The sequence below is a fragment of the Rhizobium sp. 32-5/1 genome, assembly GCF_029537235.1.
Taxonomy (GTDB): Bacteria; Pseudomonadota; Alphaproteobacteria; order Rhizobiales; family Rhizobiaceae; genus Pararhizobium.
In genome coordinates this window covers 204,048-226,674 of the sequence record NZ_CP120639.1, presented here as the reverse complement: position 1 = coordinate 226,674, position 22,627 = coordinate 204,048, and the positions used below count along the sequence as shown (strand labels likewise).

At 57.6% G+C, this 22,627-nt stretch carries 21 protein-coding genes and 5 pseudogenes; 10 read left to right on the top strand and 16 right to left on the bottom strand.

Going from position 1 to position 22,627, the window contains the following annotated elements; translation table 11 throughout:
• Positions 1–231 precede the first annotated feature (231 nt).
• The 12 genes and pseudogenes from P6U16_RS22580 to P6U16_RS22530 form a co-directional block, all read right to left on the bottom strand.
• Positions 232–987, bottom strand: coding sequence for a hypothetical protein (locus P6U16_RS22580; RefSeq protein WP_277704560.1), 756 nt, complete (start codon positions 985–987; stop codon positions 232–234).
• Entirely contained in the window at positions 981–1,556 is a 576-nt protein-coding gene (locus P6U16_RS22575) for a hypothetical protein (protein WP_277704559.1), read from the bottom strand. The genes P6U16_RS22580 and P6U16_RS22575 overlap by 7 nt, the downstream gene beginning before the upstream one ends.
• Positions 1,557–1,558: 2 nt before the next feature.
• A complete protein-coding gene (locus P6U16_RS22570) occupies positions 1,559–2,218 on the bottom strand; it encodes an ABC transporter ATP-binding protein (RefSeq protein WP_277704558.1) in 660 nt (219 codons plus the stop codon).
• A pseudogene (locus P6U16_RS22565) lies at positions 2,215–2,984 on the bottom strand (ABC transporter permease). The gene P6U16_RS22570 and the pseudogene P6U16_RS22565 overlap by 4 nt, the downstream one beginning before the upstream one ends.
• Positions 2,985–3,103: 119 nt before the next feature.
• Positions 3,104–3,409, bottom strand: coding sequence for a hypothetical protein (locus P6U16_RS22560; protein WP_277704557.1), 306 nt, complete (start codon positions 3,407–3,409; stop codon positions 3,104–3,106).
• Positions 3,379–3,843 (bottom strand): hypothetical protein, encoded by a 465-nt coding sequence (locus P6U16_RS22555; protein WP_277704884.1) that lies wholly within the window; start codon positions 3,841–3,843, stop codon positions 3,379–3,381. The genes P6U16_RS22560 and P6U16_RS22555 overlap by 31 nt, the downstream gene beginning before the upstream one ends.
• A gap of 141 nt (positions 3,844–3,984) precedes the next feature.
• Positions 3,985–4,196, bottom strand: a pseudogene (locus P6U16_RS22550) (AAA family ATPase); the annotation flags it as partial.
• Entirely contained in the window at positions 4,163–4,510 is a 348-nt protein-coding gene (locus tag P6U16_RS22545; protein WP_277704865.1) for an AAA family ATPase, read from the bottom strand. The gene P6U16_RS22545 and the pseudogene P6U16_RS22550, both read right to left, overlap by 34 nt.
• Before the next feature lie 516 nt (positions 4,511–5,026).
• Positions 5,027–5,545: pseudogene (locus P6U16_RS22540) on the bottom strand (MobA/MobL family protein); the annotation flags it as partial.
• Between the two features lie 356 nt (positions 5,546–5,901).
• Positions 5,902–6,273: a transporter substrate-binding domain-containing protein gene (locus P6U16_RS28480; RefSeq protein WP_349017732.1), complete on the bottom strand. Its 372-nt coding sequence runs from the start codon at positions 6,271–6,273 to the stop codon at positions 5,902–5,904.
• A complete protein-coding gene (locus tag P6U16_RS28475) occupies positions 6,270–6,740 on the bottom strand; it encodes a transporter substrate-binding domain-containing protein (RefSeq protein WP_349017731.1) in 471 nt (156 codons plus the stop codon). Before P6U16_RS28475 ends, P6U16_RS28480 begins: the two co-directional genes overlap by 4 nt.
• Positions 6,737–7,303 (bottom strand): hypothetical protein, encoded by a 567-nt coding sequence (locus P6U16_RS22530; RefSeq protein WP_277704556.1) that lies wholly within the window; start codon positions 7,301–7,303, stop codon positions 6,737–6,739. The genes P6U16_RS28475 and P6U16_RS22530 overlap by 4 nt, the downstream gene beginning before the upstream one ends.
• Between P6U16_RS22530 and P6U16_RS22525 the strand changes: the two are divergent.
• The 3 genes and pseudogenes from P6U16_RS22525 to P6U16_RS22515 all read left to right on the top strand — a co-directional run.
• Positions 7,301–7,620, top strand: a pseudogene (locus P6U16_RS22525) (transposase); the annotation flags it as partial. The gene P6U16_RS22530 and the pseudogene P6U16_RS22525 sit on opposite strands and share 3 nt — an antisense overlap.
• Before the next feature lie 133 nt (positions 7,621–7,753).
• Positions 7,754–8,788 (top strand): capsular biosynthesis protein, encoded by a 1,035-nt coding sequence (locus P6U16_RS22520; RefSeq protein WP_277704555.1) that lies wholly within the window; start codon positions 7,754–7,756, stop codon positions 8,786–8,788.
• Between the two features lie 339 nt (positions 8,789–9,127).
• Positions 9,128–9,751 (top strand): annotated as a pseudogene (locus P6U16_RS22515) (transketolase C-terminal domain-containing protein); the annotation flags it as partial.
• A 13-nt stretch (positions 9,752–9,764) separates the two neighbouring features.
• On the opposite strand, the gene opgC reads toward P6U16_RS22515, so the two are convergent.
• The gene (gene opgC, locus P6U16_RS22510; RefSeq protein WP_277702952.1) at positions 9,765–10,934 is read right to left on the bottom strand and encodes an OpgC domain-containing protein; all 1,170 of its coding nucleotides are present in this window, start codon (positions 10,932–10,934) and stop codon (positions 9,765–9,767) included.
• A gap of 1,276 nt (positions 10,935–12,210) precedes the next feature.
• Positions 12,211–12,390 (bottom strand): hypothetical protein, encoded by a 180-nt coding sequence (locus P6U16_RS22505; protein WP_277704554.1) that lies wholly within the window; start codon positions 12,388–12,390, stop codon positions 12,211–12,213.
• Between the two features lie 256 nt (positions 12,391–12,646).
• Between P6U16_RS22505 and P6U16_RS22500 the strand changes: the two genes are divergently transcribed.
• The 6 genes from P6U16_RS22500 (at position 12,647) to ugpC (ending at position 18,794) form a co-directional block, all read left to right on the top strand.
• Entirely contained in the window at positions 12,647–13,366 is a 720-nt protein-coding gene (locus P6U16_RS22500) for a FadR/GntR family transcriptional regulator (RefSeq protein WP_277704553.1), read from the top strand.
• Complete coding sequence (locus P6U16_RS22495) at positions 13,363–14,535, top strand: PLP-dependent transferase (RefSeq protein WP_277704552.1); 1,173 nt, start codon at positions 13,363–13,365, stop codon at positions 14,533–14,535. The genes P6U16_RS22500 and P6U16_RS22495 overlap by 4 nt, the downstream gene beginning before the upstream one ends.
• 42 nt (positions 14,536–14,577) lie before the next feature.
• The gene (locus P6U16_RS22490; protein ID WP_277704551.1) at positions 14,578–15,837 is read left to right on the top strand and encodes a sugar ABC transporter substrate-binding protein; all 1,260 of its coding nucleotides are present in this window, start codon (positions 14,578–14,580) and stop codon (positions 15,835–15,837) included.
• A 135-nt stretch (positions 15,838–15,972) separates the two neighbouring features.
• Positions 15,973–16,881: a sugar ABC transporter permease gene (locus tag P6U16_RS22485; protein ID WP_277704864.1), complete on the top strand. Its 909-nt coding sequence runs from the start codon at positions 15,973–15,975 to the stop codon at positions 16,879–16,881.
• A 4-nt stretch (positions 16,882–16,885) separates the two neighbouring features.
• The gene (locus tag P6U16_RS22480) at positions 16,886–17,719 is read left to right on the top strand and encodes a carbohydrate ABC transporter permease (RefSeq protein WP_277704550.1); all 834 of its coding nucleotides are present in this window, start codon (positions 16,886–16,888) and stop codon (positions 17,717–17,719) included.
• Positions 17,720–17,723: 4 nt separating this feature from the next.
• Positions 17,724–18,794 (top strand): sn-glycerol-3-phosphate ABC transporter ATP-binding protein UgpC, encoded by a 1,071-nt coding sequence (gene ugpC / locus P6U16_RS22475; protein WP_277704549.1) that lies wholly within the window; start codon positions 17,724–17,726, stop codon positions 18,792–18,794.
• A gap of 6 nt (positions 18,795–18,800) precedes the next feature.
• On the opposite strand, the gene P6U16_RS22470 is transcribed toward ugpC, so the two are convergent.
• Both P6U16_RS22470 and P6U16_RS22465 read right to left on the bottom strand, forming a co-directional pair.
• Positions 18,801–20,021: an adenylate/guanylate cyclase domain-containing protein gene (locus tag P6U16_RS22470; protein ID WP_277704548.1), complete on the bottom strand. Its 1,221-nt coding sequence runs from the start codon at positions 20,019–20,021 to the stop codon at positions 18,801–18,803.
• A 93-nt stretch (positions 20,022–20,114) separates the two neighbouring features.
• A complete protein-coding gene (locus P6U16_RS22465) occupies positions 20,115–21,197 on the bottom strand; it encodes an NAD/NADP-dependent octopine/nopaline dehydrogenase family protein (RefSeq protein ID WP_277704547.1) in 1,083 nt (360 codons plus the stop codon).
• A 386-nt stretch (positions 21,198–21,583) separates the two neighbouring features.
• Here P6U16_RS22465 and P6U16_RS22460 point away from each other — a divergent pair, with 386 nt between their 5' ends.
• Positions 21,584–22,564, top strand: a complete 981-nt coding sequence (locus P6U16_RS22460; protein ID WP_277704546.1) for a LysR family transcriptional regulator — start codon at positions 21,584–21,586, stop codon at positions 22,562–22,564.
• Positions 22,565–22,627: the final 63 nt, after the last annotated feature.

Genomic DNA, 22,627 nt, shown 5'->3' with positions numbered 1-22,627 from the left:
GCGGAGATGAGTGAGAGAAGAAATCCATTCTTTACATACCGCTCAGGCAAATGGAGTTGGCACGGCCTTTTATACCGATGGAGAGCAGGCTATCTGTAGAACAGCGATTGCGTAAATCGACTTTAAATTCACGCCCGAAATTGTCCCGAAAAAGTGTCGCTTTTATCGCGATCGGTGCCAAAGTTGCCGTCCCAGGGGTATCTGCCGTGCCGAAAACCCGTCGGCTTCCCATCAGTTTCTGTCGCGGATGTTGTAATAGCCCATTACGAGTATGCCCCACGTCAGAACCGATCCCAAGAGAACCAGAAGAGAGGTCATGATGCGGTGAGGGTATTGGGCAAACTCCGACAGGGTCGGCTTTATAAAGACGGCGAGATAACGCTGCTTAGCAGCTGCATCAACACGTGCCTTCTCTAGCGCCACCAGAGATGACGTATACGCGCGCTCCGCAAACTCGTTCTGCGTCTGCAGGCCTTCATACTCCTGGATACGACCGGCGACATCAGCGAACTGCACAGCGTTACGGCCCTGCTTGATGGTCGTGCCCCTACCGAACCGCTGCCGCTCGTGCTTTAACTGCTCTTCTAAGCTTGCAATCTTCGACCGCATAACCCGGACACGCGGCGTGTTTTCACCCATCTGGGTAAGAGCGGTCGAAAGTTCGGTCTTCAATTGAACTAGTTGCGTTTCCAGCGACCCCACGAGTTGAGCTGCGAGTTTAGCGCCTTCAACCGGGTCTGCCTCCTGCGATTCGTCCCGGTAGTTTCTCAGCGCGGCGCGGCTCCCATAAAGCCGGATTTCGGAAGATGCAACTTCCGACTGAGCAACGCGAAGCGTTTCGTCTCGAGCGCTGATCGAGAGCTCATTGATTAGCTTTTCGCTTTGCATCACAACAAAATTAGCCACCTTCTGAGCCGTCTCCGGAACAAACGCCTTTATCTGTAAGTTCATAATGCCGGAGGTGTGGTCAAAATTGACCGTCACCATGCTGCGCCAATAATCGAGTTGATTTTCGACCGGCTGATCTCGTTCGAGACCAAAGAAAAAGTCGCCGCCGCGCGGCGCAAAATCGTTTCGAGACCGAAGGCCTCATCGACCATCTGAACCATGCGCTCGCTCAGGATGTAGTCGAGCAGCACATAGGAATCGGATACAGTGTTTCCGGTCGATGACTGCGAGAACATCCCGAGAAGATCTGCAGGCTGCGCCGAATCGATACTTCGAACCGAGAACGACACTGAGCTATGATACTGGTCGGCAGCAACGAAAGCCATATAAAGCGAGGTCCCCGTGGATGGAACGGCTACGAGCGCTAAAAAGGCGGCTCCGATCACGGTGTGCCGTGTCTTGAGCCGGCTGATCCAGCCACGCTTCGGTTCGAGCCCGACACCTATTTCAGGCGAATGTTCGGGCTGCGAAGTTTTTCCCACAGCCGGCGTTTCCAGCAAAGCCTTAAGCAAGCGAAGATTTCGCGGTGCCGAAGATTGAGCCGCTGGGCGGTCTCTACGCTGTGATACAAGATCGACCGTGCTTGTTCTTGATGCCATTTCCGTCACTGTTAACGCCTTTTAAGATTGCCTTCATGCGCGGCGATCGCTTCGTCGAGCTTATCATAATACGTAAGCGTGCCTTCTTCCAGCACAACGCCGGTCTCGCAATAATCGCGTAACGTGGAGGAACTGTGAGAGACCATCACCACATCAGAATTGCTTAATCGTTCCTTAAAGACCTTTTGGGACTTGCGTTTGAAGTTTGTGTCGCCGACGGCAGTGATTTCATCCACCAAATAATAATCGAACTTGACACCCATGCTAACACCAAAGGCAAGCCTAGCCTTCATGCCAGAGGAATAAGTGCGAACAGGCGCTCTGAAGAACTCACCTAGTTCCGAAAATTCCGCCACGTAGTCGATCAGTTCTTTGGTATCCACACCGTAGATCCTCGCAACAAACCGAACGTTCTGTTCGCCGGAGAGGTTGCCCTGGAAGCCACCCCCAAAACCCAACGGCCAAGACACCTTACCCCTACGAACGACGCGCCCGCCGTCCAAGTCAAGCGTCCCTGCGATAATCTGCAGCAGAGTTGACTTGCCGGCGCCATTGCGTCCGAGTAAAGCGATGCTCTTGCCGCGAGGAATGGTCAGCGAGACATCGTTGATTATGGTTTTCTTGACGCCCTTTATGCGGACGAACTTAGTGGCGTTCTCAAGCTGGATCATCGTGCTCTCAATGCCGTTCTGAACATTGTGAACAGAAATATGCCAAAGAACAGTGAAACAAGTGCGAAGCCGTGCAGATAATCCTCGTCATAACCGACAGCCCTGTATTGCGGGTAAAATCCCATCCGGAACTTCATGACGACATGCGCTATCGGGTTCATCAAAATGATGTCCCGGGCGCCTGGGGGAGCGAATCAGGCAAAAAGAACACTCCCGACAACATAAAGAGTGGGCGGCTAGCGATACCAAATATCTTCTCGTACAGCGGGTACTTTGTAAACAGTACGTTGTTGGCCAACCCAAAACCGAGCGCGATCGTGCTTCCCATCACCGCGGCTTCAACCAAATAGTGGAAGCGGATGAAGGTCGGAAACCGCACCGACGCGACAATTGGTGTCAGCAAGAAAATGGCTACGACCACCGTCGTCAATAACTGGAGAATGTACCGAGCGGATACCGTGTCGATGGGTGCGACATTAGGATAACTCAGCAGGGACTTGTTTGCAGTGACTGCTGTATTCAGGTAGCCTGCACTCGCCTGGTAGAAATGGAATCCAATGTACCCGGTGGCGAAGAACAACGGAAAACTCGTGCCTAAAGCCGGCGTACGGGAAATCGCCATGAAAATCACTGACAAAAACGTGACGTGCGCGATCGGCTCCAGCAGCGCCCAAAGGTAGCCGCCAGGCTTGCTGCCGAATCGCGTCGACATTTCACGTATTAACAACGCGGCAACCACACGGGTGTGCGTTCCTATGTAATTCAACCCTGCCACTACCTTGATTTCGATTATGGTTTATTCAATGAGAATATATCTTTTGCGAGGGTTACACCAGCCCTCTCGTCATGCGGCAGCATCGTTCTCGATGAAATTCTGATCATTTTTCATACCACCGGCCCCTCGATACTCTCTCCGCTTCGTTGGACCTGTGTAGATAATGAGGGCTGAAGATCGGCCTGCGAGCGAACGCGCTCATCAACAGCGCTGTAGTGAGCCGCAGGCCGATCTTCAGCCCGGCCAAGCGAGAGTTCGTCAGCGATGTCACTGCGAACGCCGAATGCCTCCAAGACCACGCCGCTCGGCAAAGGCGCCATCATGATCGAGCGTGTTTCCTTCGCGCCCGATCGGCCCATGCTGGCGCTGAGCGCTTTCATGTCCTTCAACTCGTCGCGGCCGGCGTAAAGCTGCACGCTGTCCCGTGACGCGTCATTGCCTCATAGGTCAGATGCCGATCCATGGTGCCCGACGCCATGACGAAGGCGCGATCGACCGTCGCACCTCGGGACTTAAGGATCGTCGTCGCATAGCCGTGATCAAAGGCTTGGTAACTATTCACCGGTATGGATAGGACACGGGCGTGCTCCTGCCCTGCGCCGTCGAGACGTATTTGTAGTGCGTCCGGCTCGACGGCTTGCACCGTTCCGAGCATGCCGTTTTTTACGCCAAGGTCGCGATTGTTCTCCAGCAAGACGATCCGGTCGCCTGGCGCAAAAGACCGCTTGCCGTCATTGGTCTGGAACGCGCGCTCTCCACCGTCTTCGCCGCGTCCAAGCCTCTGGCTGTCCTGAAGCGATGCGCGGATATCGGCATTGATCGCCCGGACATCGACGCGGCGATGCGCCAATGCAATCGGCGATCCCGACGGACGCTCCCGCAGATCGGAGAGATAATCGCGGACCAGACCGGCGCGCGCCTCGTCCCTGTTGTCCGCGAAGGTTACAGCACCGCGATCGGCATAGGCGACAAGCCCGTCGCCCGTCCGATGCGTGGCAAAGGCAGTCGATGCCTCTCGCTGCCAGCCTTCATTCTGCCGGCGGATTTCGGAAAGTTCGACCGCGCCAACACGCTCGGCAATCGCCCGGAATGGAGATCCCGCCCCGATCGCCTGAAGCTGCCGTGATCGCCGACAAGAACCAGCTTGGCGCCACGCGCCTCGGCCACTTTCACGAACCGGGCCAACTGCCGGCTGCCCACCATGCCGGCCTCGTCGATGACGAGAACATCGCCCCTTGCCCGAGCTGTCCCCTTCCGGCCTGCCTGCCATATTCCCAGGACGTCAAGGTGCGCGAAGCAATGCCCGAGGACTCTCTTCCAGCCCCTCCGCCGCCTTGCCGGCCAAAGCGGCACCATGAACCCGATAACCCCTGCCGTTCCCAGGCATCAAGGGCGGCGGCAAGCATGGTGGACTTGCCAGCGTCGGCAAAACCGATCACCGCCGCAACTCGCGCTTTTCCGGTGACGTGCTGAACGGCTATGCGTTGTTCCTTACTCAACCTGGAACGGTCGATCATCCGCTCCCGATCGACGAGCAGCATTTCGCCGCGTTCAACTTTTCCAGAAAGTGAGGCCGCAGTTCTTGCCCTGATCGCATCGTCCTGTAGGCTCAATGCCTGATCGACATGATGTCGGTTAACGCCATGGCTGAAGGACTGTCCCATCCGGCCGGCAATCGCGGCCATGGTATGTTCGATCTGCAGCATCTCCCGTGTCGAGTACCGCGCTAGCTCACCATTCTGCTCGCGCCGCAGTTCGACCAGAGCCGGTGATGTCATGACGGCTGCAAAGGCAGTCTGGAAACCCTTGATATCGTCGATATAGCGATGCAGCGCCCGAGCCACATCGTGCCGGTCGAACACGCTCTTTTCGTCCGTCAGGATCGACAGCACCTGCTCCGGCTTTCCCCGGATTAGTTCCGCGTTGCGGCGTGCCGCCTTCTCGTCGATCCGCGTCCTTGACACGTCCAGCCCACGCCGATCCATCTGCGAGGCAAAGACACCCATATGCTCCGTCGGCTCGACCTCAAGCCCGCGTTCCTGATGAGAACGATGATCGACCCTGACCTCAAGACCGGCCCGCACCAGATGACGGTTGGCGTGGCTTTCCCAGGATTTTCGGACATCGCGAAGCTGCATCTGCGATTATGGAAGATCGTTCGACAGCAGCCATTTGTTCTCGCGCTCGATGTAGGTCTTCTCGCTAAGCCCCTCCCCCGTCACCTGCCGGGTCGTCATCATGATATGCGCATGATGGTTGCGAACGTCGCTGGGCGAATGCGGCTGATGTACCGCAAAATCCACCGCCGCGCCATGACGGTTTGCCAACTCCTGAGCAAACTCACGCGTCAGCGAAATCCGCTGTTCCGACGATAGCTCATGCGGTAGCGCCACCTCGAATTCGCGGGCGACACGGGCGTCCTTTCGGTTCTCAGCTTTTCCGCAGCACGATAGGCAGCGGAAGCGACCTCGCTCCGGCCGCCGCTGCGGGCTATCGGCTTCATGCTGCAATGGTAAATTGGCAAACGCGGGGCCTCCGACCGTTAAGGGCATTGCGAACTTGAGTTGCGCAGCAACTCGTAAGTGCGCCCTTGGAACTCCTTTCGCTTCGCTCTCTGCGTAAGGGATTTCGCCAGACGTAACCATTGCAGGATTCTACAATGTTACCGGTGCTGCGTTGGCCTGTAGTCTTGCGGCAAACAAGGACACGTCCATGCCACAAGCATATCGCGCATCACTGGCGTTGCTGATTGGCGGCGACAATGCCTCGCCGAGGCTCGAATTGGCATGGATACGTCCATGCATGTCTTGCAGCCGCACCGGGTTAGAGATTGTAGATGGGATGATAGCGATGAGCGAACGCGATCTGCGCGGATCGAGAAGCCGAAGATCACGAGCGCTCTCTGCTGTTACCGCGAAACAAGATCGGCTCCAAACCATTTGAGGCTTATTTCTTTCAGCGTGCCGACCTTTGCCGTTGCTTCAATTGCGTCACTGAACCTAGCAGCCAGCTCCTTGTCCCGTTTTTGTAGACCTATACCGACACCGGGACCAAATACACCGTCGGAAATTCGAGGGCCGTAGAGCCCCGCAGTAGCACCTTCCTTCGATTCCAGGAAGACTTTCCAAACCGAGTAGTCCGCCAATCCGCCATCAATGCGACCCGAGACCAGATCAAGATTGAGATTGTCCTGCTTATCGTAGGTGCGGACTTGGACTGAATCGCCGAGGTAGTCCCGCACAAACGATTCAGCGTTGGTCGATCCCTGTACACCGATCACTTTCCCCTCCAGATTTTTTTCAGCGCGTGCAAAGCGGTGGTGTCGCCTTGATTTTCGGAAGAGAGGTCGATCTTCAGGCCGCTATCCATTGCCGGAAGATCAAGCGACTTACCAACGACGAAATAGTTGGATGTCAGTGCATAGGGCTTTGAGAAGGCGATGACCTGCTTTCTTTTCTCCGTGATCGACATTCCGGCCATGATCGCATCGAATTTGCCAACATTGAGGGCCGGGATGATGCCATCCCAAGCCTGTGTAACGAACACGCATTCGAGTTTCGCGCGCTCGCAAAGCGCCCTGCCGACATCAATGTCAAATCCGACCGGTTCTCCAGACGTATCGACTGAATTCCAGGGCGGAAAGGCGCCTTCCGTCGCGATCTTGATCGTCTTGCTGTCTTCCGCATGAGCCTGGCTGACAATTATGACTGCGAGCATGAAATGCAGTATCACTTTGAACGTGGTCATTTAAGTTCCTCTCTTGAGTTTGAATTGTGGTTTCCTGTGTAGATTCTCGGGATGTGATCCCGTAGCTTGCCATAGGCCGACCATGTCGGTGCCCCAAAGGCAGGCAACGTCCTCGTGGGTGATGATCTGATCGCCTTGTCGGCCCAGCAGTACGACCTGGTCTCCAAAGCGAGCCTCTGGCACTTCGGTAAGATCAATGCGTAGGTGCTCCAAGTGGGTCGGAGGCAGCAACCTTTCTCGCTTTCCACGCCGGGAATGGCAGGCACCGGCCCGAGCGACCCATCGAGACGCTTTACCGCAATCAAGCTGGTTGAGATTGCTTTCAGGGCATGCCTCAGCTTTACCGGACGGGCAGGCGTATTGGAATCCGGAAGGCCAACGAATAACGCCCCCGGATCGACCGCGTCGAGATCCATCTCCGGGTGGCTCAGCACCCCTTCGGTGCTCGACATCATAGCAACCGCCGGCCGTACACCGAGAGTTCGTGCATGCTGTAAAACTGTATGCATTCGAGCGAGTTGATCTGGCGCGTCAGAAGGCTTTGACGTCGGCAGTTCGCTCATGTGAGCGTAGATACCTTCCACTTGCACATCGGCGTGCGCATTCACTTTGCCGACGGTGGTTATGCCGGACCGAAGCTGAGGGGCGCCCTGCAAAAGATCGCAAAGTTCACCCTCCAGGTCTTCAAGCGCACCGATAAGGCAAAAGGCTTCGAGGTTCTGCCGCGTCGCTGGGTCGTGGAGCGCACCTTCGCGTTGCTTGGTAGATGCCGAAGATTGGCCAAGGATTGGGAAAATCCGTCGCATCAGCCGAGGCCTGGATCACCATCGCTCACATCCGGGTGCTGACACGACGCTTGGAAAGGTACCGATATCATTGAAGGCTTTTCGAGTCAGACTCTAAACGACGCCGACCTCGCATGATCATCATCTGGACCTGGCAGTGCAGTTCTTGTAAACGATCACACCATAGTTTGCATCGGGAAACGAAGCCAGCTCGAAAGGTGATACTGGGTGGAGCTTACGCAAATTCCGGAGAAGAATTGGTTTCCTCCCCCAACTGGGCGGCTAGGGGCAACGTTTTTTGTTCGCAAGGCATTTCCATGGTTGCACCACTATTTCGAGTTGCCCGAGTTAGGCTCGACACTCTCGCCGGGGATCGGTGGTATAGTATCATGGGGCGGCCGTATTCCCGCCAAGACGGCGATAGGCATTGCCCATCTGCGCAGCCTGCCGCATTGGAATCTGGAGGATGGTTTTCTGCGCTCGGTTGGCTTGGGCAAAGCCGGATCCATTCCCTTGTCAATCATCGCCGATGATCTCGGCTTGCCGGTCGATGCCGGACATCCATCGCGCCTGGAGCGTTTGATTGAGGATCCTGTCCTAGAGAGAAACGCAGCATCTGGAAAGGCAATCCGCGAGCGTCTCGTTCAGCATAAACTCTCGAAATACAATCACTTGCCACACACGCCCCCAAAGCTGGAAAGAAGCACGCGACGGCGGATACTGCTTGTCGACCAGGTCGTGGGCGATGTCTCAGTAGGGCGAGCACTCGGAAACGCTGCTTCTTTCGAACAAATGTTGCGCGACGCTGTCGCAAGTGGCGGTCAGTGCCTGGTCCGCACCCACCCCGACGTCATGGCCGGTTACTGCAAGGGCTACCTGACGGAACCTGCCGCCCGAACCCCGGGTGTTATCTTTGTCGACGATCCGGTTTCGGTGGCTTCGATCCTGGATGTGGTAGATGAGGTTTGGACGGTATCGAGCCAATTTGGGCTGGACGCATTGTTACGCGGTCTGCCGGTACGCTGTTATGCGGTCCCCTTCTACGCGGGATGGGGCCTCACGCAGGACAAGGCAAGCGAAGCGGCAAAGGCCGCGATTGCCCAAAGACGAAAGGCACGCCCCACTCTGGACGAACTCGTCGAAGTTATCTTCTCGCTCTACCCATCCTATAGAGATCCGGTAACGTGGCAGCCATTACATGTACTGCAGGCCATCGATTTGCTCGTTGGTGAGCTTGCAGCGCGGGAACAGACAGACGGTTGAACCGCCTGCTACCGGTTTCAAACTCATCGCCGTAAGAGGTGCTCTGGGGACTTGAAGACGCGATCTGCCTAATATCAATTCCACGGATCGCCACCGACGCGCATCATAGCATTCTCATGCCCATACAGAGAACAGCTGGGCACACGTCCCGGCAGGACGTCGATGTAGCACACGTATCGAGAAGAAGCTCTTGGTCGCCGTCTGCCCCATCGCTGACGAACGGGAGTTCATCGTCTTGGCGTCTTGCCGAGATGCGATACGATCAAAGCGAGCCCAACGGATAGCCGCGTTGAAATCAAAGTTGACAATTAAGCAACCCAGCACTGATCGCATTCTTTGCATGCGGGCTCCTTCGACACGACCTATCTCGCCACCCTGCCCGGCTTCGTGGTCATGGCCGCCGACGAGGCGGAACTGAAGCACATGGTGCGTACTGCAGCCGCCTATGATGACGGGCCGATCTCGTTCCGCTACCCGCGCGGCGAAGGGGTCGGCGTGGACATGCCCGAACGGGGCGAAATTCTGGAAATCGGCAAGGGCCGGATGATGAAGCAGGGCTCCAAGGTGGCGTTGCTATCCTTCGGCACGCGGCTCGCCGATTGCCTGCTGGCGGCCGAAGACCTCGACGCCGCCGGTCTGTCGACCACGGTGGCCGATGCGCGCTTTGCCAAGCCTCTGGATCATGATCTCATCCGCCAGCTGGCGCGGCATCACGAGGTGCTGATCACAATCGAGGAAGGTGCCATCGGCGGCTTCGGCAGCCATGTCATGCAGTTCCTTGCCCATGAAGGCCTGCTTGACAGCGGGCTGAAGGTTCGCCCGCTGGTCCTGCCTGACGTCTGGATGGAACAGGCCAAGCCTGAGGTCATGTATGCCAAGGCCGGCCTCGACCGTGCCGGCATTGTCTCCACCGTGTTCAGGGCGCTCGGACAGAAACAGGTCGACGTCGGCGCCGCCGTATAGCGCAGACCTGGCGTCAGCCGGCGATGTGTGAGGATGGTGCCAACGGGCCTGTGCGCCGCGCGCTGGACTCACCCGTTTGCAGGCGTGAATGGGGCATGACGGACTTGCGGGCCTCCAGATACTGGCCGACGACCAGTTGCAGCAGAAGGCCGGTCGTCATCAGCAGGATTTGCTCCGGGATAGTGAGCGAATGCTCGAGCGCCATGCTCACCGTCATCAGATCCGATAGCAACAGGCCGGTGACGAAGACAGCCATGCTATGCCGGCCGATCACGCAGATCGGCTGCAGCAGGGAAGCGTTCGCCATGCGCCTGATGGCATCGATGTTCCAAAGCACGTAGAGGATTGCCACCGCATTGACGAGCCGCAGGATGCCGTCATTCGTCTTGCTGGTCATCGCGCGGTAGAGCCACTGCGATGGTGGCTCGACGAAATGAAAATGGAACAGGATATTGATCGGGATGGCCAGGAGACAGAATGCTGCCGCCGCAATGAAAAGCAAACGGTTATAGGGCAGCGGTGGCCTGCCGGTCTTGATGCGGACGCCGACGGTGAGACCGATCAGGAAGATCATCTGCCAGGAGAGCGGGTCGAAATACCAATGCCCCTCGGGAAGGGCCGTGTTGACGAAGTTGACATGACCGAAGCCGGCGCCAAGCCAGACCACTCCCGAAGCGCCAAAGAGCAACAACGGTCGGCGATCGTGAAAATAGAGGAAGAAGGGAACGCAGGCGATGAGGATCACATACATCGGCAGGATGTCGAAATTGCCGGGCATGTAACGCAGCAGAAAAATCGACGCGAGATTGCCCGAAGGGTCACTCCAGAAACTGGTCAGTTCCAGCGTTGCGCTCGCCTGCACGAAAAGCGGAAGGCCGGAGGCAAGCCCGATTGAGAAGAGGCCGACAAGCACCAGAATCAGGGCCACGTGAACGGCGTAGATCTTACGCGCACGCCGCAGCGGCTTGGCGAGCAATGACCGAAGATCGACAATGCCCGTGCGCGGATAATAGGCGAGCGCTGCGGAAATGCCGGCCATCAGCACAAACAGTTCGGATGCGTCGGAAAAGCCGCGGGAATGCTGCAATCCCTCTGAGAAGCTGAAATTCGCATGGCCGACGAAGATCAGGAGCAGCGACAGGCCCCGGATCAGATCTATTCTATTTTCCCGCTCTTTGACCATGCCGCACCGCAACTCCCGCTCTGACCATTCATGCCAGTTTTGCGGGCATCTATCGAGCGGCGTTTGTTTTTCCGGTTAATGCAATCCAGAACGCCGTCTTTGAGCTATTCAGCAAAAACACTCCGACCTACCAAGTTGCTGAAATGTGCGCCTATGGTCTGCTGGCACCAAGGGTAAGTTGCGACAAGCGCGTGAGGCCGTTGCAGCTGAGCGTCAATACAGAGGCCCTGGTTGGCCATGGGTGGAAAGCCATCCTTCCGCTCTTGGTTTGCTCGACTTCGGCGACATGGCCTACAGACTCGGCAGCGACAAGCGCCAATTCCCCTGTATTTATCCCCAGCTGTTCGCGCTCAATGAGGCCGGTCCCACGGGCTACGGCCTGTATACCGTCGACCCTTCAAGCGCTGTTCAATCAGCTTTCCTTCAGCATTAAACTCGAAAACACCGGCGTGGTTACTGCCAGCAAGCTAGTCATCGAGGTGAAGGTTAATGACGGCCAATTCGACACCGTTTTCCATTCGGGGAAAATTGGTCCGCCATCGCCGCCAGAAGCGGGCAAATGTATAGTAGACATGCGGGGAAATGTCTATTAGTTGCTCGGTGTAATGTATATTTGGTAGCGCCAAAATAAATTTGGAGTTGTCAGGAGAAGCGAGTTAGGGAAGTCGGTGAAGTGTCCACTGGTACCTCAGTTGCGTCGATGGGCTGGAGCCCTGCCGTAGGGCTTGGGAAATCGTGTTCGAGTCGAACCTGGGTAGATACTGGGCTGCAAAATTCAGCCCCGGCGAAATGATAAAAAGGCTTTCGTGGCATTTGCTACATAATTCCGGGTTTGTCTCTACGACACGTTTCCGCTGTTGAATGTGCCGTTATCATCGTTCTTGAACATTGTCCGCGTAAGCTTGCATCGAAATCGACTTCGCTGTGAGCAACGCCCACCGGAAATCGATGTTTCTTGTTTCAGCACTTTTCCCTCTACGATGATGAGACGAGGCCGCCGGGGAACAGCCAAAAGCGACCGTCGCACCGCCCTATTCTGGTTCTTCCAACATTGCTATCGGTCGAATGCTGCGGTCCGCGAATTGCCCGATTGGAAAACCACCGTTGAGCAGATAGCTGGAGCGTCCTTGTAACACTGCAGGGTTCGCTGATTTGCGCTGCAGAAGCGCCGCTGAAAAACCTGCTCCAAACCTCGTCCTTCACGACCGAGATAGATCATCGACCGAGCAATCAAGTTATCTGCCGCGTAGTAAGTAAGTACGGACTGGAGCTACCACTATTTGGCTATTTTTTGCATCACGTGTGTTCCGGTAAAAACGCTGTTAACAACAGCTGTCCGCAACGCGCGAATGTTGCAATCATAGAACGCCTGGAAAGCCGCCATCCTCCCCGAAGTAGCGAGCGCCACCACCTTGCCACCGAGGAAATCGATCGCCGCCGTGATTGTCGGTCCCAACTGTCGGCGACAATGTCCTGTCGCTGTAGAACGCGGGCGTCAGCAAGCCGCCGTTGGCGTTCTATCAGCCGCCAAGAGTATGGCCAACAGTGGGAAGGCCGCCGAACAGATCACATCATCCGACGATCGATCCTCGTGAGGTAGAACGCCGACTGCGTCGAACTGAGCGAGCTTGTTCCCTCCCGACTGCTTGACGTGCCGCATAGACTTTGCATATTGTCCAGATGTCAGACCAATTCCAGTCTTGGATGGAACGATGCCAGATCAAGTTGAAAAAGCGGCCCTCGTACCCTTGCCTCCGGCTGATCGGGTGAGGCAGGCGACGGCGGCACTTGCGGACTTCATCGAGCGGGCACGGCTGATGGCCGGCGAACGACTGCCGACAGAGCGTGAACTCGCCGTTGCGCTCGGTGTCGGCCGTTCCACAATCCGTGAGGTCATCCGGCATTTTCAGGCGCTCGGCGTCGTCGAAGCCCGCAAGGGCAGCGGCACCTATCTGCGCCGGGCTATCTCGGCGGCAACGATCCACATGCCGCTTTCGCTCGAGACCACACATTTGCGCGAAGCACTCCTGAAAACCCTGGAGGTCCGTCGCGGCATCGAGGCGGAAGCCGGCATGGTCGCGGCGCGTATGCGCACACCGCAAGACCTCAAGACGATCGAGGAAAAGCTGGACGAGATGGAACGGGTGCATCTGGCGAAAGGCACATCTGGCCCGGAGGATCTGGCCTTCCATCTGGCCATCTACGATGCCACCCATAATCCGCTGTTCAGACAGCTTCTGGAGCAAATGCGCGAAGCCTTCGAGCGGTTCTGGGATAAGCCCTTCGACCGGCCGGATTTCGCCCACCGCTCCTTCCCCTTTCACCGGATGCTGTTCAACGCGATTGCAGCGCAGGATCCGGAGGCGGCACGCGCCGAGACACTGAAAATCCTCGCCATCGTCGAGGAAGACATCAAGGAAATGTCCAAATGAGCAACGGGTTCGATCCGCTCGAAGATGCCTCGCTCATCGTCGCCCACGACATGAGCAATGCCTATGATGCCGTCGTGCCACCGATCGTGCAGACATCGCTGTTCACCTTCACCGACTATGACGACATGATCGCCTCCTATCGCGGCGAGAAAATCCGGCCGATCTACACGCGCGGTCTCAATCCGACCGTGCGCATGTTCGAGGAGATGCTGGCCAGGCTTGAAGGGGCTGAAGACGCCATCGGCTTTGCCAGCGGCATGTCGGCTATCTCGTCCACGGTTCTCTCCTTCGTCCAACCGGGTGACCGCATCGTCGCCGTCAAGCATCTCTATCCGGATGCGTTTCGCCTGTTCGGCACCTTTTTCAAGCGCATGAACATCGAAGTGACCTATGTCGATGGCAAGGACGAGGAGGAGGTTGCGAAGGCCCTGCCCGGCGCGAAACTTCTTTATCTGGAAAGCCCGACAAGCTGGGTGATGGAAACTCACGACGTTGCTGCCCTTGCCGCGCTCGCCAAACGCCACGGCGTCATCACCACCATCGACAACAGCTGGGCAAGCCCGATCTTTCAGCAGCCCATCGCACTCGGCGTTGATCTGGTCATCCATTCGGCATCCAAATATCTCGGCGGCCACAGTGACGTCGTTGCCGGCGTCGTTGCCGGCTCGAAGGAACTAATCGGCCGCGTCCGCGCGGAAGCCTATCCCTATCTCGGCGGCAAGCTCTCGCCTTTCGACGCCTGGCTCTTGATCCGTGGCATGCGCACGCTCCCGATACGGATGAAAGCCCATGAACAATCTGCGGTCGAGATCGCCAAGCGGTTGCAGGCGCACGAAGCCGTCCAGACCGTCTGCTATCCCGGTCTTGCCAATCACCTGCCGCCTGGTCTGAAAGGCACGTCCGGCCTGTTCTCGTTCATCTTCAAGGAAGGCATCAATGTCCGCACTTTCTCGGATCACCTCGACCTCTTCAAGCTGGGTGTAAGCTGGGGCGGACACGAAAGCCTGATCGTGCCTGGCGATGTCGTTCTGGCACAAAAAGCACAACCCAATTCCGCGGTCGCCTTCGGCATCAGCCCGCGGTCGGTACGGCTCCATGTCGGCCTGGAGGGAACGGAGGCCCTCTGGAGCGATATCGAAGCGGCAATCGCTGCCGCATCAATAGGCTGACGCGAAAGTAGCAACCACGTGAACAATAAAAGGGAAACGAAAATGAGGAAACTCTTTGCTGCGACGCTGCTCGCAACACTCGTGGCAGGCACCGCCCTTGCCGATACCAAGCTGAAGCTGGTGGAAGTCATCACCAGTCCGGAACGGACCGAAACGCTGAAGTCGATCGTTGCCAAGTTTGAAAGTGCAAACCCCGGCACGACGGTCGAGATCATCTCTCTGCCCTGGGGCGAAGCCTTCCAGAAGTTCGCGACCATGGTTTCTGCCGGCGAAATCCCCGACGTCATGGAAATGCCTGATACCTGGCTGTCGCTCTATGCCAATAACGGCATGCTGGAAAGCCTCGAGCCTTACCTGAAGGACTGGGACCAGACGGCAGGTCTCACCGACCGCGCGCTGGAACTCGGCCGCGACGTCAAGGACACGGCCTATATGTTGCCCTACGGCTTCTATCTGCGCGCCATGTTCTACAACAAGAAGATCTTTGCTGAGGCCGGCGTCGAAGGCCCGCCGAAGACAATGGACGAGTTCGTGGCCGCAGCCGAGAAGATCAAGAAGCTGCCTGGAAAATATGCCTACTGCATGCGCGGCGGTCCCGGCGGTCTCAACGGCTGGATGATGTTCGGCGCCACCATGGCCGGCGACAACACCTTCTTCAACGAGGATGGCACGTCGAAATTCTCCGAGGAGGGCTGGGTCAAGGGCTTCACCTGGATGACCGATCTCTACAAGAACGGATACGCGCCGAAAGACAGCGTCAACTGGGGTTTCAACGAGATCGTCGCCGGCTTCTACACTGGAACCTGCGCCATGCTCGACCAGGATCCAGACGCGCTGATCGCGATTGCCGAGCGCATGGACGCTGCCGATTATGGCGTCGCCACCATGCCGAAGGGCCCGTCGGGCAAAACCTTCCCGACCATCGGCTATGCCGGCTGGTCGATGATGTCGGCCAGCGCCAACAAGGATGTCGCCTGGAAGCTGATCGCCACGCTCGAGGGGCCGGAAGGCAATATCGAGTGGAACAAGAAGATCGGGGCCCTGCCCGCCCTGAAGGTGGCCGAAAAGGACCCATTCTACGCTAGCGAACAGTTCAAAGGTTGGTTTGAGGAACTGGCCGACAAGGACGCCGTGCCGACCACCATGCCGACCTATCTTGAAGAGTTCGCCTTCTTCAAGGATTCGCTTGCCATCAAGACCAGCCAGGAAGCCATGCTTGGCGATATCACGCCGGAAGAGATGGCCAAGCAGTGGGCCGAATATATGACGAAGGCTCAGCAGAAGTTCCTGGCGAGCAAGTAACCACCGTCACTGACCGCAGGCGGCGACAGGACACCGTCGCCTGCGGCTCCCTTTCTGACTGGAAGACGCAGCCTTTAAGGCTTGTTGCAAAACGGAAATCCTGACGATGGCTTCACTTGCAGTCCGCAATGGCGGATCTCAACGAGACCCACGGCCGCCAAAAAGCACCTGGCTGATGCTCTTGCACCCTATCTCTATAGTGCGCCGGCGCTGATCCTGATCGTCACCGTCATGCTGGTGCCTCTGGTGCTGGGCATCTCCTATGCATTCCGTGATATCCAGTTGCTCAATCCTTTTTCCGGCGGCTTTGTTGGTCTCGATCATTTCAGGACTTTGTCGCAGGACCAGAACTTCTACCGGGCGCTCCGCAACACGCTGTGGTGGACGGGCTGGTCCGTCCTTTTGCAGTTCGTCTTTGGCCTCATCCTGGCGCTGCTGCTCGACAAGCCGTTCTTTGGGCGCGCCATTGTGCAAGCGCTGGTCTTTCTGCCTTGGGCTGTCCCGAGCTTCCTTGCCGGCCTTAACTGGGCCTGGCTGTTCAATCCCGTTGTCGGCCCCCTGCCCCATTGGCTCTTCGCAGTCGGCATCATGAGCGAGCCGAACAACATCCTGTCGGATCCACAGCTGGCCATGTGGGGACCAATCATCGCTAATGTCTGGTGGGGCATTCCGTTCTTTGCAGTCACCTTGCTCGCAGCCCTGCAGGCCATTCCACGGGATCTGTACGAGGCGGCCAGCATCGATGGCGCCGGCCCGGTGCAGCGTTTCATTTCGATCACCCTGCCCTTCCTTGCGCCGACCATCGCCATCACGGTTCTGCTGCGCACCGTGTGGATTTCAAACTTCGCCGACCTGATCATCGTCATGACCAATGGCGGACCGGCAGACCGCACCCAGATCGTCGCCAGTTACATCTTCACCCAGGCCTTCAAGCGGCTCGACTTCGGCTATGCCTCGGCTATCGCGCTGGTGCTTCTGGTACTCCTGATCACCTATTCGATGCTCATTGTGGTTCTGCGACAATGGCTGCTGAGCAAGGATTGAGACCATGACAGCCAAACGCATCGTTTCCGTACTCGCGCACCGACTGGCCATCCTTGCCTATGTCGCCTTCGCGCTGTTTCCGCTTTACTGGCTCCTGAAGGTGTCGGTCACACCCAACAAACTGCTCTATTCCGAGGGCATCAAGATGTGGCCGTCGCGCACCAGCTTTGAGCATTTCGAGTTCGTTCTGAAACACAGCGAATTTCCGACTTTCTTCAAGAACAGCCTGATCGTCTCCGGCTCGACCGCCGTCATCGTCACAATGCTTGCCTCGCTGGCCGGTTATGCCCTTTCGCGGTTCAACCTTCGCGGAAAATTCTGGATCGTCGCGCTCATGCTCCTCACCCAGATGTTTCCGCTGGTGATGCTGGTCGCCCCGATCTTCAAGATGTTGTCGCCGCTCGGCCTGACCAACAGCCTGACCGGCCTTGTGATCGTCTACACTGCCTTCAACGTGCCCTTTGCCACCTTCCTGATGCAATCCTTTTTCGACGGCATTCCGAAGGATCTGGAGGAAGCCGCAATGATCGATGGCGCAACTCAATTTGTTGCCTTCCGCCAGATCATCCTGCCGCTGACGCTACCGGGCATTGCCGCGACGCTTGGCTTCGTCTTCACCGCCGCATGGAGCGAGCTCTTGTTCTCGCTGATGCTGATCTCAGGCAATGACGCGGCAACCTTCCCGGTCGGGCTTCTCTCGTTCGTCTCGAAATTCTCGGTTGATTTCGGACAGATGATGGCGGCGGGCGTCATGGCGCTCGTTCCGGCCTGCCTGTTCTTCCTGTTGATCCAACGTTATCTCGTGCAGGGCCTGACGGCCGGCGCCGTGAAAGGCTGATCCCATGGCATCCATCGATATTGCCGCTATTCACAAGTCCTATGGCATTCATCCGGTGCTTCACGGTATCGACCTGGCGATCAAGGACGGTGAATTCGTCGTCCTGGTTGGCCCCTCCGGCTGCGGCAAGTCCACACTCTTAAGAATGATCGCTGGGCTCGAAGCCGTCACCGACGGCGAAATCCGCATCGACGGCAAGCGCGTCAACGACCTTGCTCCGAAGGACCGTGACATCGCCATGGTCTTCCAGTCCTACGCGCTCTATCCGCATATGAGCGTGGCCAAGAACATGAGCTACAGCCTGCGCCTGCGGAAGACGGCCAAGGAAACGATCGCCTCGGTCGTTGCTCGTGCCGCGAACAAATTGGGCCTCGACCCGCTGATGGAGCGGCGGCCAAAGGCGCTGTCCGGCGGCCAGCGACAGCGAGTCGCCATGGGGCGTGCGATCGTGCGTGAGCCGAAAGCCTTCCTATTCGACGAACCGCTGTCGAACCTCGACGCGCGCCTGCGCGAACAGATGCGCGCCGAAATCAAGAAACTGCACAAGGACCTTGGCGCCACATCAATCTATGTGACCCATGACCAGATCGAGGCCATGACGCTGGCAGACCGTATCGTCGCCATGCACGGCGGCATCATCCAGCAGGTTGGCAGCCCGCTCGACCTCTACGACAATCCGGCCAATCTCTTCGTTGCCGGCTTCATCGGTTCGCCTGGCATGAACTTCTTCGAAGGCCGCTATATGCTTGTGGACGGCAAGCCGGTGTTTGCGCCGACCGGCGGGGTGGAACTTGCCCTCGAAGCTCCGGCAAACCTTAGCGATGGAAGTCGTGCCACGCTCGGAATCCGACCGGAACATGTCGTGCTCGGCGCGGAAGGGCCGGAAACCCAAATGGCCGCGATCGACCTCGTCGAACCCACCGGCTTCGGCATCATCCTGCACCTGACACTGGGCCCGGTGTCGCTCAACGCCTTCACGCTCGACCGGCGTTTCCTGAATGCCACCGGCACGGTCGCGGTCCGGTTGCCGGCAAACCACCTGCATTTCTTCGACGAGAGCGGAAGGAAGGTTTGAGGTAATTTAGCCTTCATCGGGCTCCAGCGGCATCAGCGTGAAAAGCTCCTGGGCTTTCTTGACGCCACGAAGGGCATAGCGGCCGATCGAGACCATTTCACTATCGCGGGCTGGCGGGGCGGCCGAAACGAAACTGGATGACATGACGATGCTGCGATCGACGAACCGACACAGGGAGGCGATGCGACTGACCTCATTGACGGCGGGGCCAATGACGGTGAAATCGAGCCGGTCGCTCGAGCCGATATTGCCGTAGAAGACATCACCGATATGCAGGCCGAGATAGACTTCGGTCACCGGGCGTCCTTCGGCATGGCGTCGGGCGTTGAGGTCGACAAGCTTTTCGCGCAAAAGATACTCCGCGCGAAGGGCGCGTCCGCAGGCCTCCTCGGCCTCTTCGGACTTGAAAATGGCGAGCGTCCCGTCACCGATCAGCTTCAGCACGTTGCCGCCGGCCTCATGGATCGAGGAGATCACTGCATCGGCATAATCGTTTAGAAACGGAATGATCTCATCCGGCGGCAGGCTGTCGGAAATGCGGGTATAATTCTGCAGATCAGAAAACCAAAGCGCGGCTGAGATCCGCTCCGCCTTGCCCCGGCTGATGCGGCCCTCGAGCACCTGTTTGGCAGCGTCCTCACCGAGATAGACCTCTGCGATTGTCCGGGAAATCCGTGCCAGAGACGCCGACTTGATCGCCAGCGCCAGAACCGGCACGAGCTTGCGTAGCGCAAACAGGCCATCTTCGGAAAACCCGTCCGGCGCGGTCGTCGCCCAGTGAGAATAGAAACAATCCATCTCGCCGATATGGCTGTCCTCGGCAAAGCGATGGATCATCGCCACATAGTCCTTATGGCCGGCGGCCAAAAGGGTGTCGAGCATGAAGAAATCCGCCGGTTCGCCGAAACCTATCCTTCTGCGAACCTCCTCCCCGCCGGTGGTGCGCAGGTGATGGAAGGCCGATCGCATCCAGTTGTCGGCCTCCGTGCTGTCGACTGTCGGGCCATATTCGAAGGCGCGATGCTCTCTTGCGATCCCGTCCCATTGAAATGCCCGCCCTTCATAGACCGGGTGCAGCGTGTCAATAAGGGCAAGTGCCCTGTCTATGGGCAACTCATTCTTACGGCAGCGTTCGCAGAAGCCGTCGAGGATTTCCATCTCCGACGATCCCTTCAGACCCTGCGCGATGAGCCAGGACGCGATATCGCCAATATTCATGGGGTTCATGCGGGCATCCTTGATTCTTCCGGCAGGCGACACCCATAATACGGAATGTGACAGCAGGGAAGAAGACCGCGACCGCCATCATCGTCGCAACCTTTAGCGTCCGGTGAAACCGCGTTCGCAAAGCGCTTTCAGCTCTGATGGCCCCAACTTGGCCAGCAAAAGATCGGGCAGCAGATCATTGTCGGCTTCCAGATCGCGGTCGATCGCTGCGGCAAACATCGAAATCCCCGCCTCATGAAGAATAGCCGGACGCCCCGCAATTCGTCCAAGAAGAACGGTTGGCAGGAGACCAAAGGGAACATCTTCGAGGATATAGCGGCTGTCGGTGGTGGTCGGACCGAAGCCACCGCGCCCTTCGCGATGCATTTGCTGGTTCATCTCCGACACGGAACCTATCGGCACATGGAACGATTGCGAGAAGTGCTCGCGCACGGTCTTCACCTTCAGACCAAAGCTTGCAGCTATTGCCAGCCTCTCAGCATCAAGCGCCTCGATCAAATGGCCGACGGCCGGCGTAACATGCTCGCCCTGCCCCCAGGTTTCGCCCTTTTCCATTCGGGTCAGGTTGAGGAGCGCAATGCCAAGATGGTTTTGTGGGTTTAAATTGGACAGCGCAATGGCCAAAAGCCCTTCCCGCTCCACGAAACGATCGCCAAAGAGCATCGTACAGAGCGTCCTGCCACTTTGCGCCGCGGTCTTCGGCAGCGTTGCAAAATCAACCTTCTGACGCACAGTGTTGACGCATACACTGATACCATCGGGCTGACGGCGGCCAGTGAGCAATGTCGTGCCCCATACGATAATCGGCAGCGACGTGCCCTGTGCGGCGAGACGCTTCGAAAGATAGAGCGCACCAAACGAACTGTGTGAACTAATAATCACAGGTTGCCCCTCCCTGAGATGGGGGACAACAGTGTCGAACACCGCGCGATGGCCATTTGCAGGCAGGGCCAGGATAACGACGTCCGCATCGGAAACTGCTTCGCTAAATCCAGCGGCGACGCCAACCGGCCCGGAATAGCTCACCGCGCCGGTGGAAATCAGCAGGCCATTGTCAAAAAGCGCTTCTGTTCCTTTTCCCGAGGGCGACCAGAGAACGGGCATGTGTCCCGCCTCAGCCAAAAATGCTGCCATGCCAAAGGCGATGGAACCTGCTCCAAGAATAGCAATGCGCACTTTGTTTCCTTTCAAATGGTGTGGACGAACCCGCACAAACTTTAAAGTCGAGGAGCCACCGGACACAGTCTCGACTAAGGCGCATCCCTGTTGTCATTTTGTCACAAGTCCGGGGTCGCAAAGGTGGCTTCTCTGCCACGGGCACGGCCGCATGGCGGTTCAGGCGCTGCCCCATATTTCATCAGTGGACGTTTCGCTGTGCAGGCAGGCCCCTCTCCTTCTTGCCGGTGAACTTCCCATGAACCCTTGTGCATGTTTTCGCTCAAAAATAGTGCAACATTGGGAGCCGATTTTACTTTGCCCGCAAAAATCAGAAAAACGTCTTTTGTGACTGGCGCAAAGCATGCGTCTAATGCACAATCAGTATGTCATAATGCAAAGGGCGCATGATATCCATGGAGATCCGCGAGCTTGAGGTCTTTTTAGCAGTTGTGTCCGCCGGCAGCATCACCGGCGCGGCCCGCCTTCTGGACCGTTCGCAATCTCAGGTCACACGCCTTGTTCAGGATCTGGAAACCTCCCTGGGCTTCAATCTGTTTGATCGCAACGGCCCGCGGATTACACCCAGCGACAAAGGCATAGCCTTTCATGCAGAGGCAGAACGCTTCATCAGCGGGATGGATCATCTGCGCGAACGCGCACGCCGCATCTCATTGATGGAACCGGATCCTATCGAGATCGCCTCAACGCCGGCATTCGCCAGCGGCATCATCCCGCTTGCGCTTGCTGAACTTCCTGAAGCTCTGCTTCCACATTCGATATATCTTAGGAGCATGCCCGCCGAGGCTGCCGTTCAGGCCGTTCTTGCCCGCACCGCGGATTTCTGCGTGACATCGCTTCCTGCAGAACAACCCGGTCTTGAAGCACATGGGTTTTTCCAGGGGCGCTGTGTGGCCGCCGTATCGCCTCAAGACCCGCTGGCGGCAAAAGATGTCATTTCGATTTCCGATCTTGCCGGACGGACCATCGCTACGCTGGCCAATCCTTTTCGCCTGAGGCGACGCGTCGATCAGGCTCTGGAGGCGGCCAATGTCCGTGCCGGGCGCATCATAGCCACAAGTGTCGCCATGAATGCCGTTCAGATTGCGTCAACCGGCATGGCCGTCGCGATCGTTGAGCCGGCCACAGCATACGGAGTTCAGTCGGCCCCCGTCACGGTTCGGCCGCTCGATATCGACATTCCGTTTCTCTGGGGAATCTTTTCGGCAGCGTCGCGACCGCTTTCGGCGACGGCTCAGGAACTTATCCAGCTCATCATCCGGATCGCGTCCGCCCGGATCCCTGATTTCACGGCGCATGATCCCACCAAGGCCGGCCAAGTGGCGGAGATGACCTACGGGGGAGGCGCTGCCAAAGAGGCGCTTTGAAATGCACAAACCGTCCCAAGCGCGGCTCAAGAGTGCCCGAGGGCGGCGTCTAAAATGACTGAC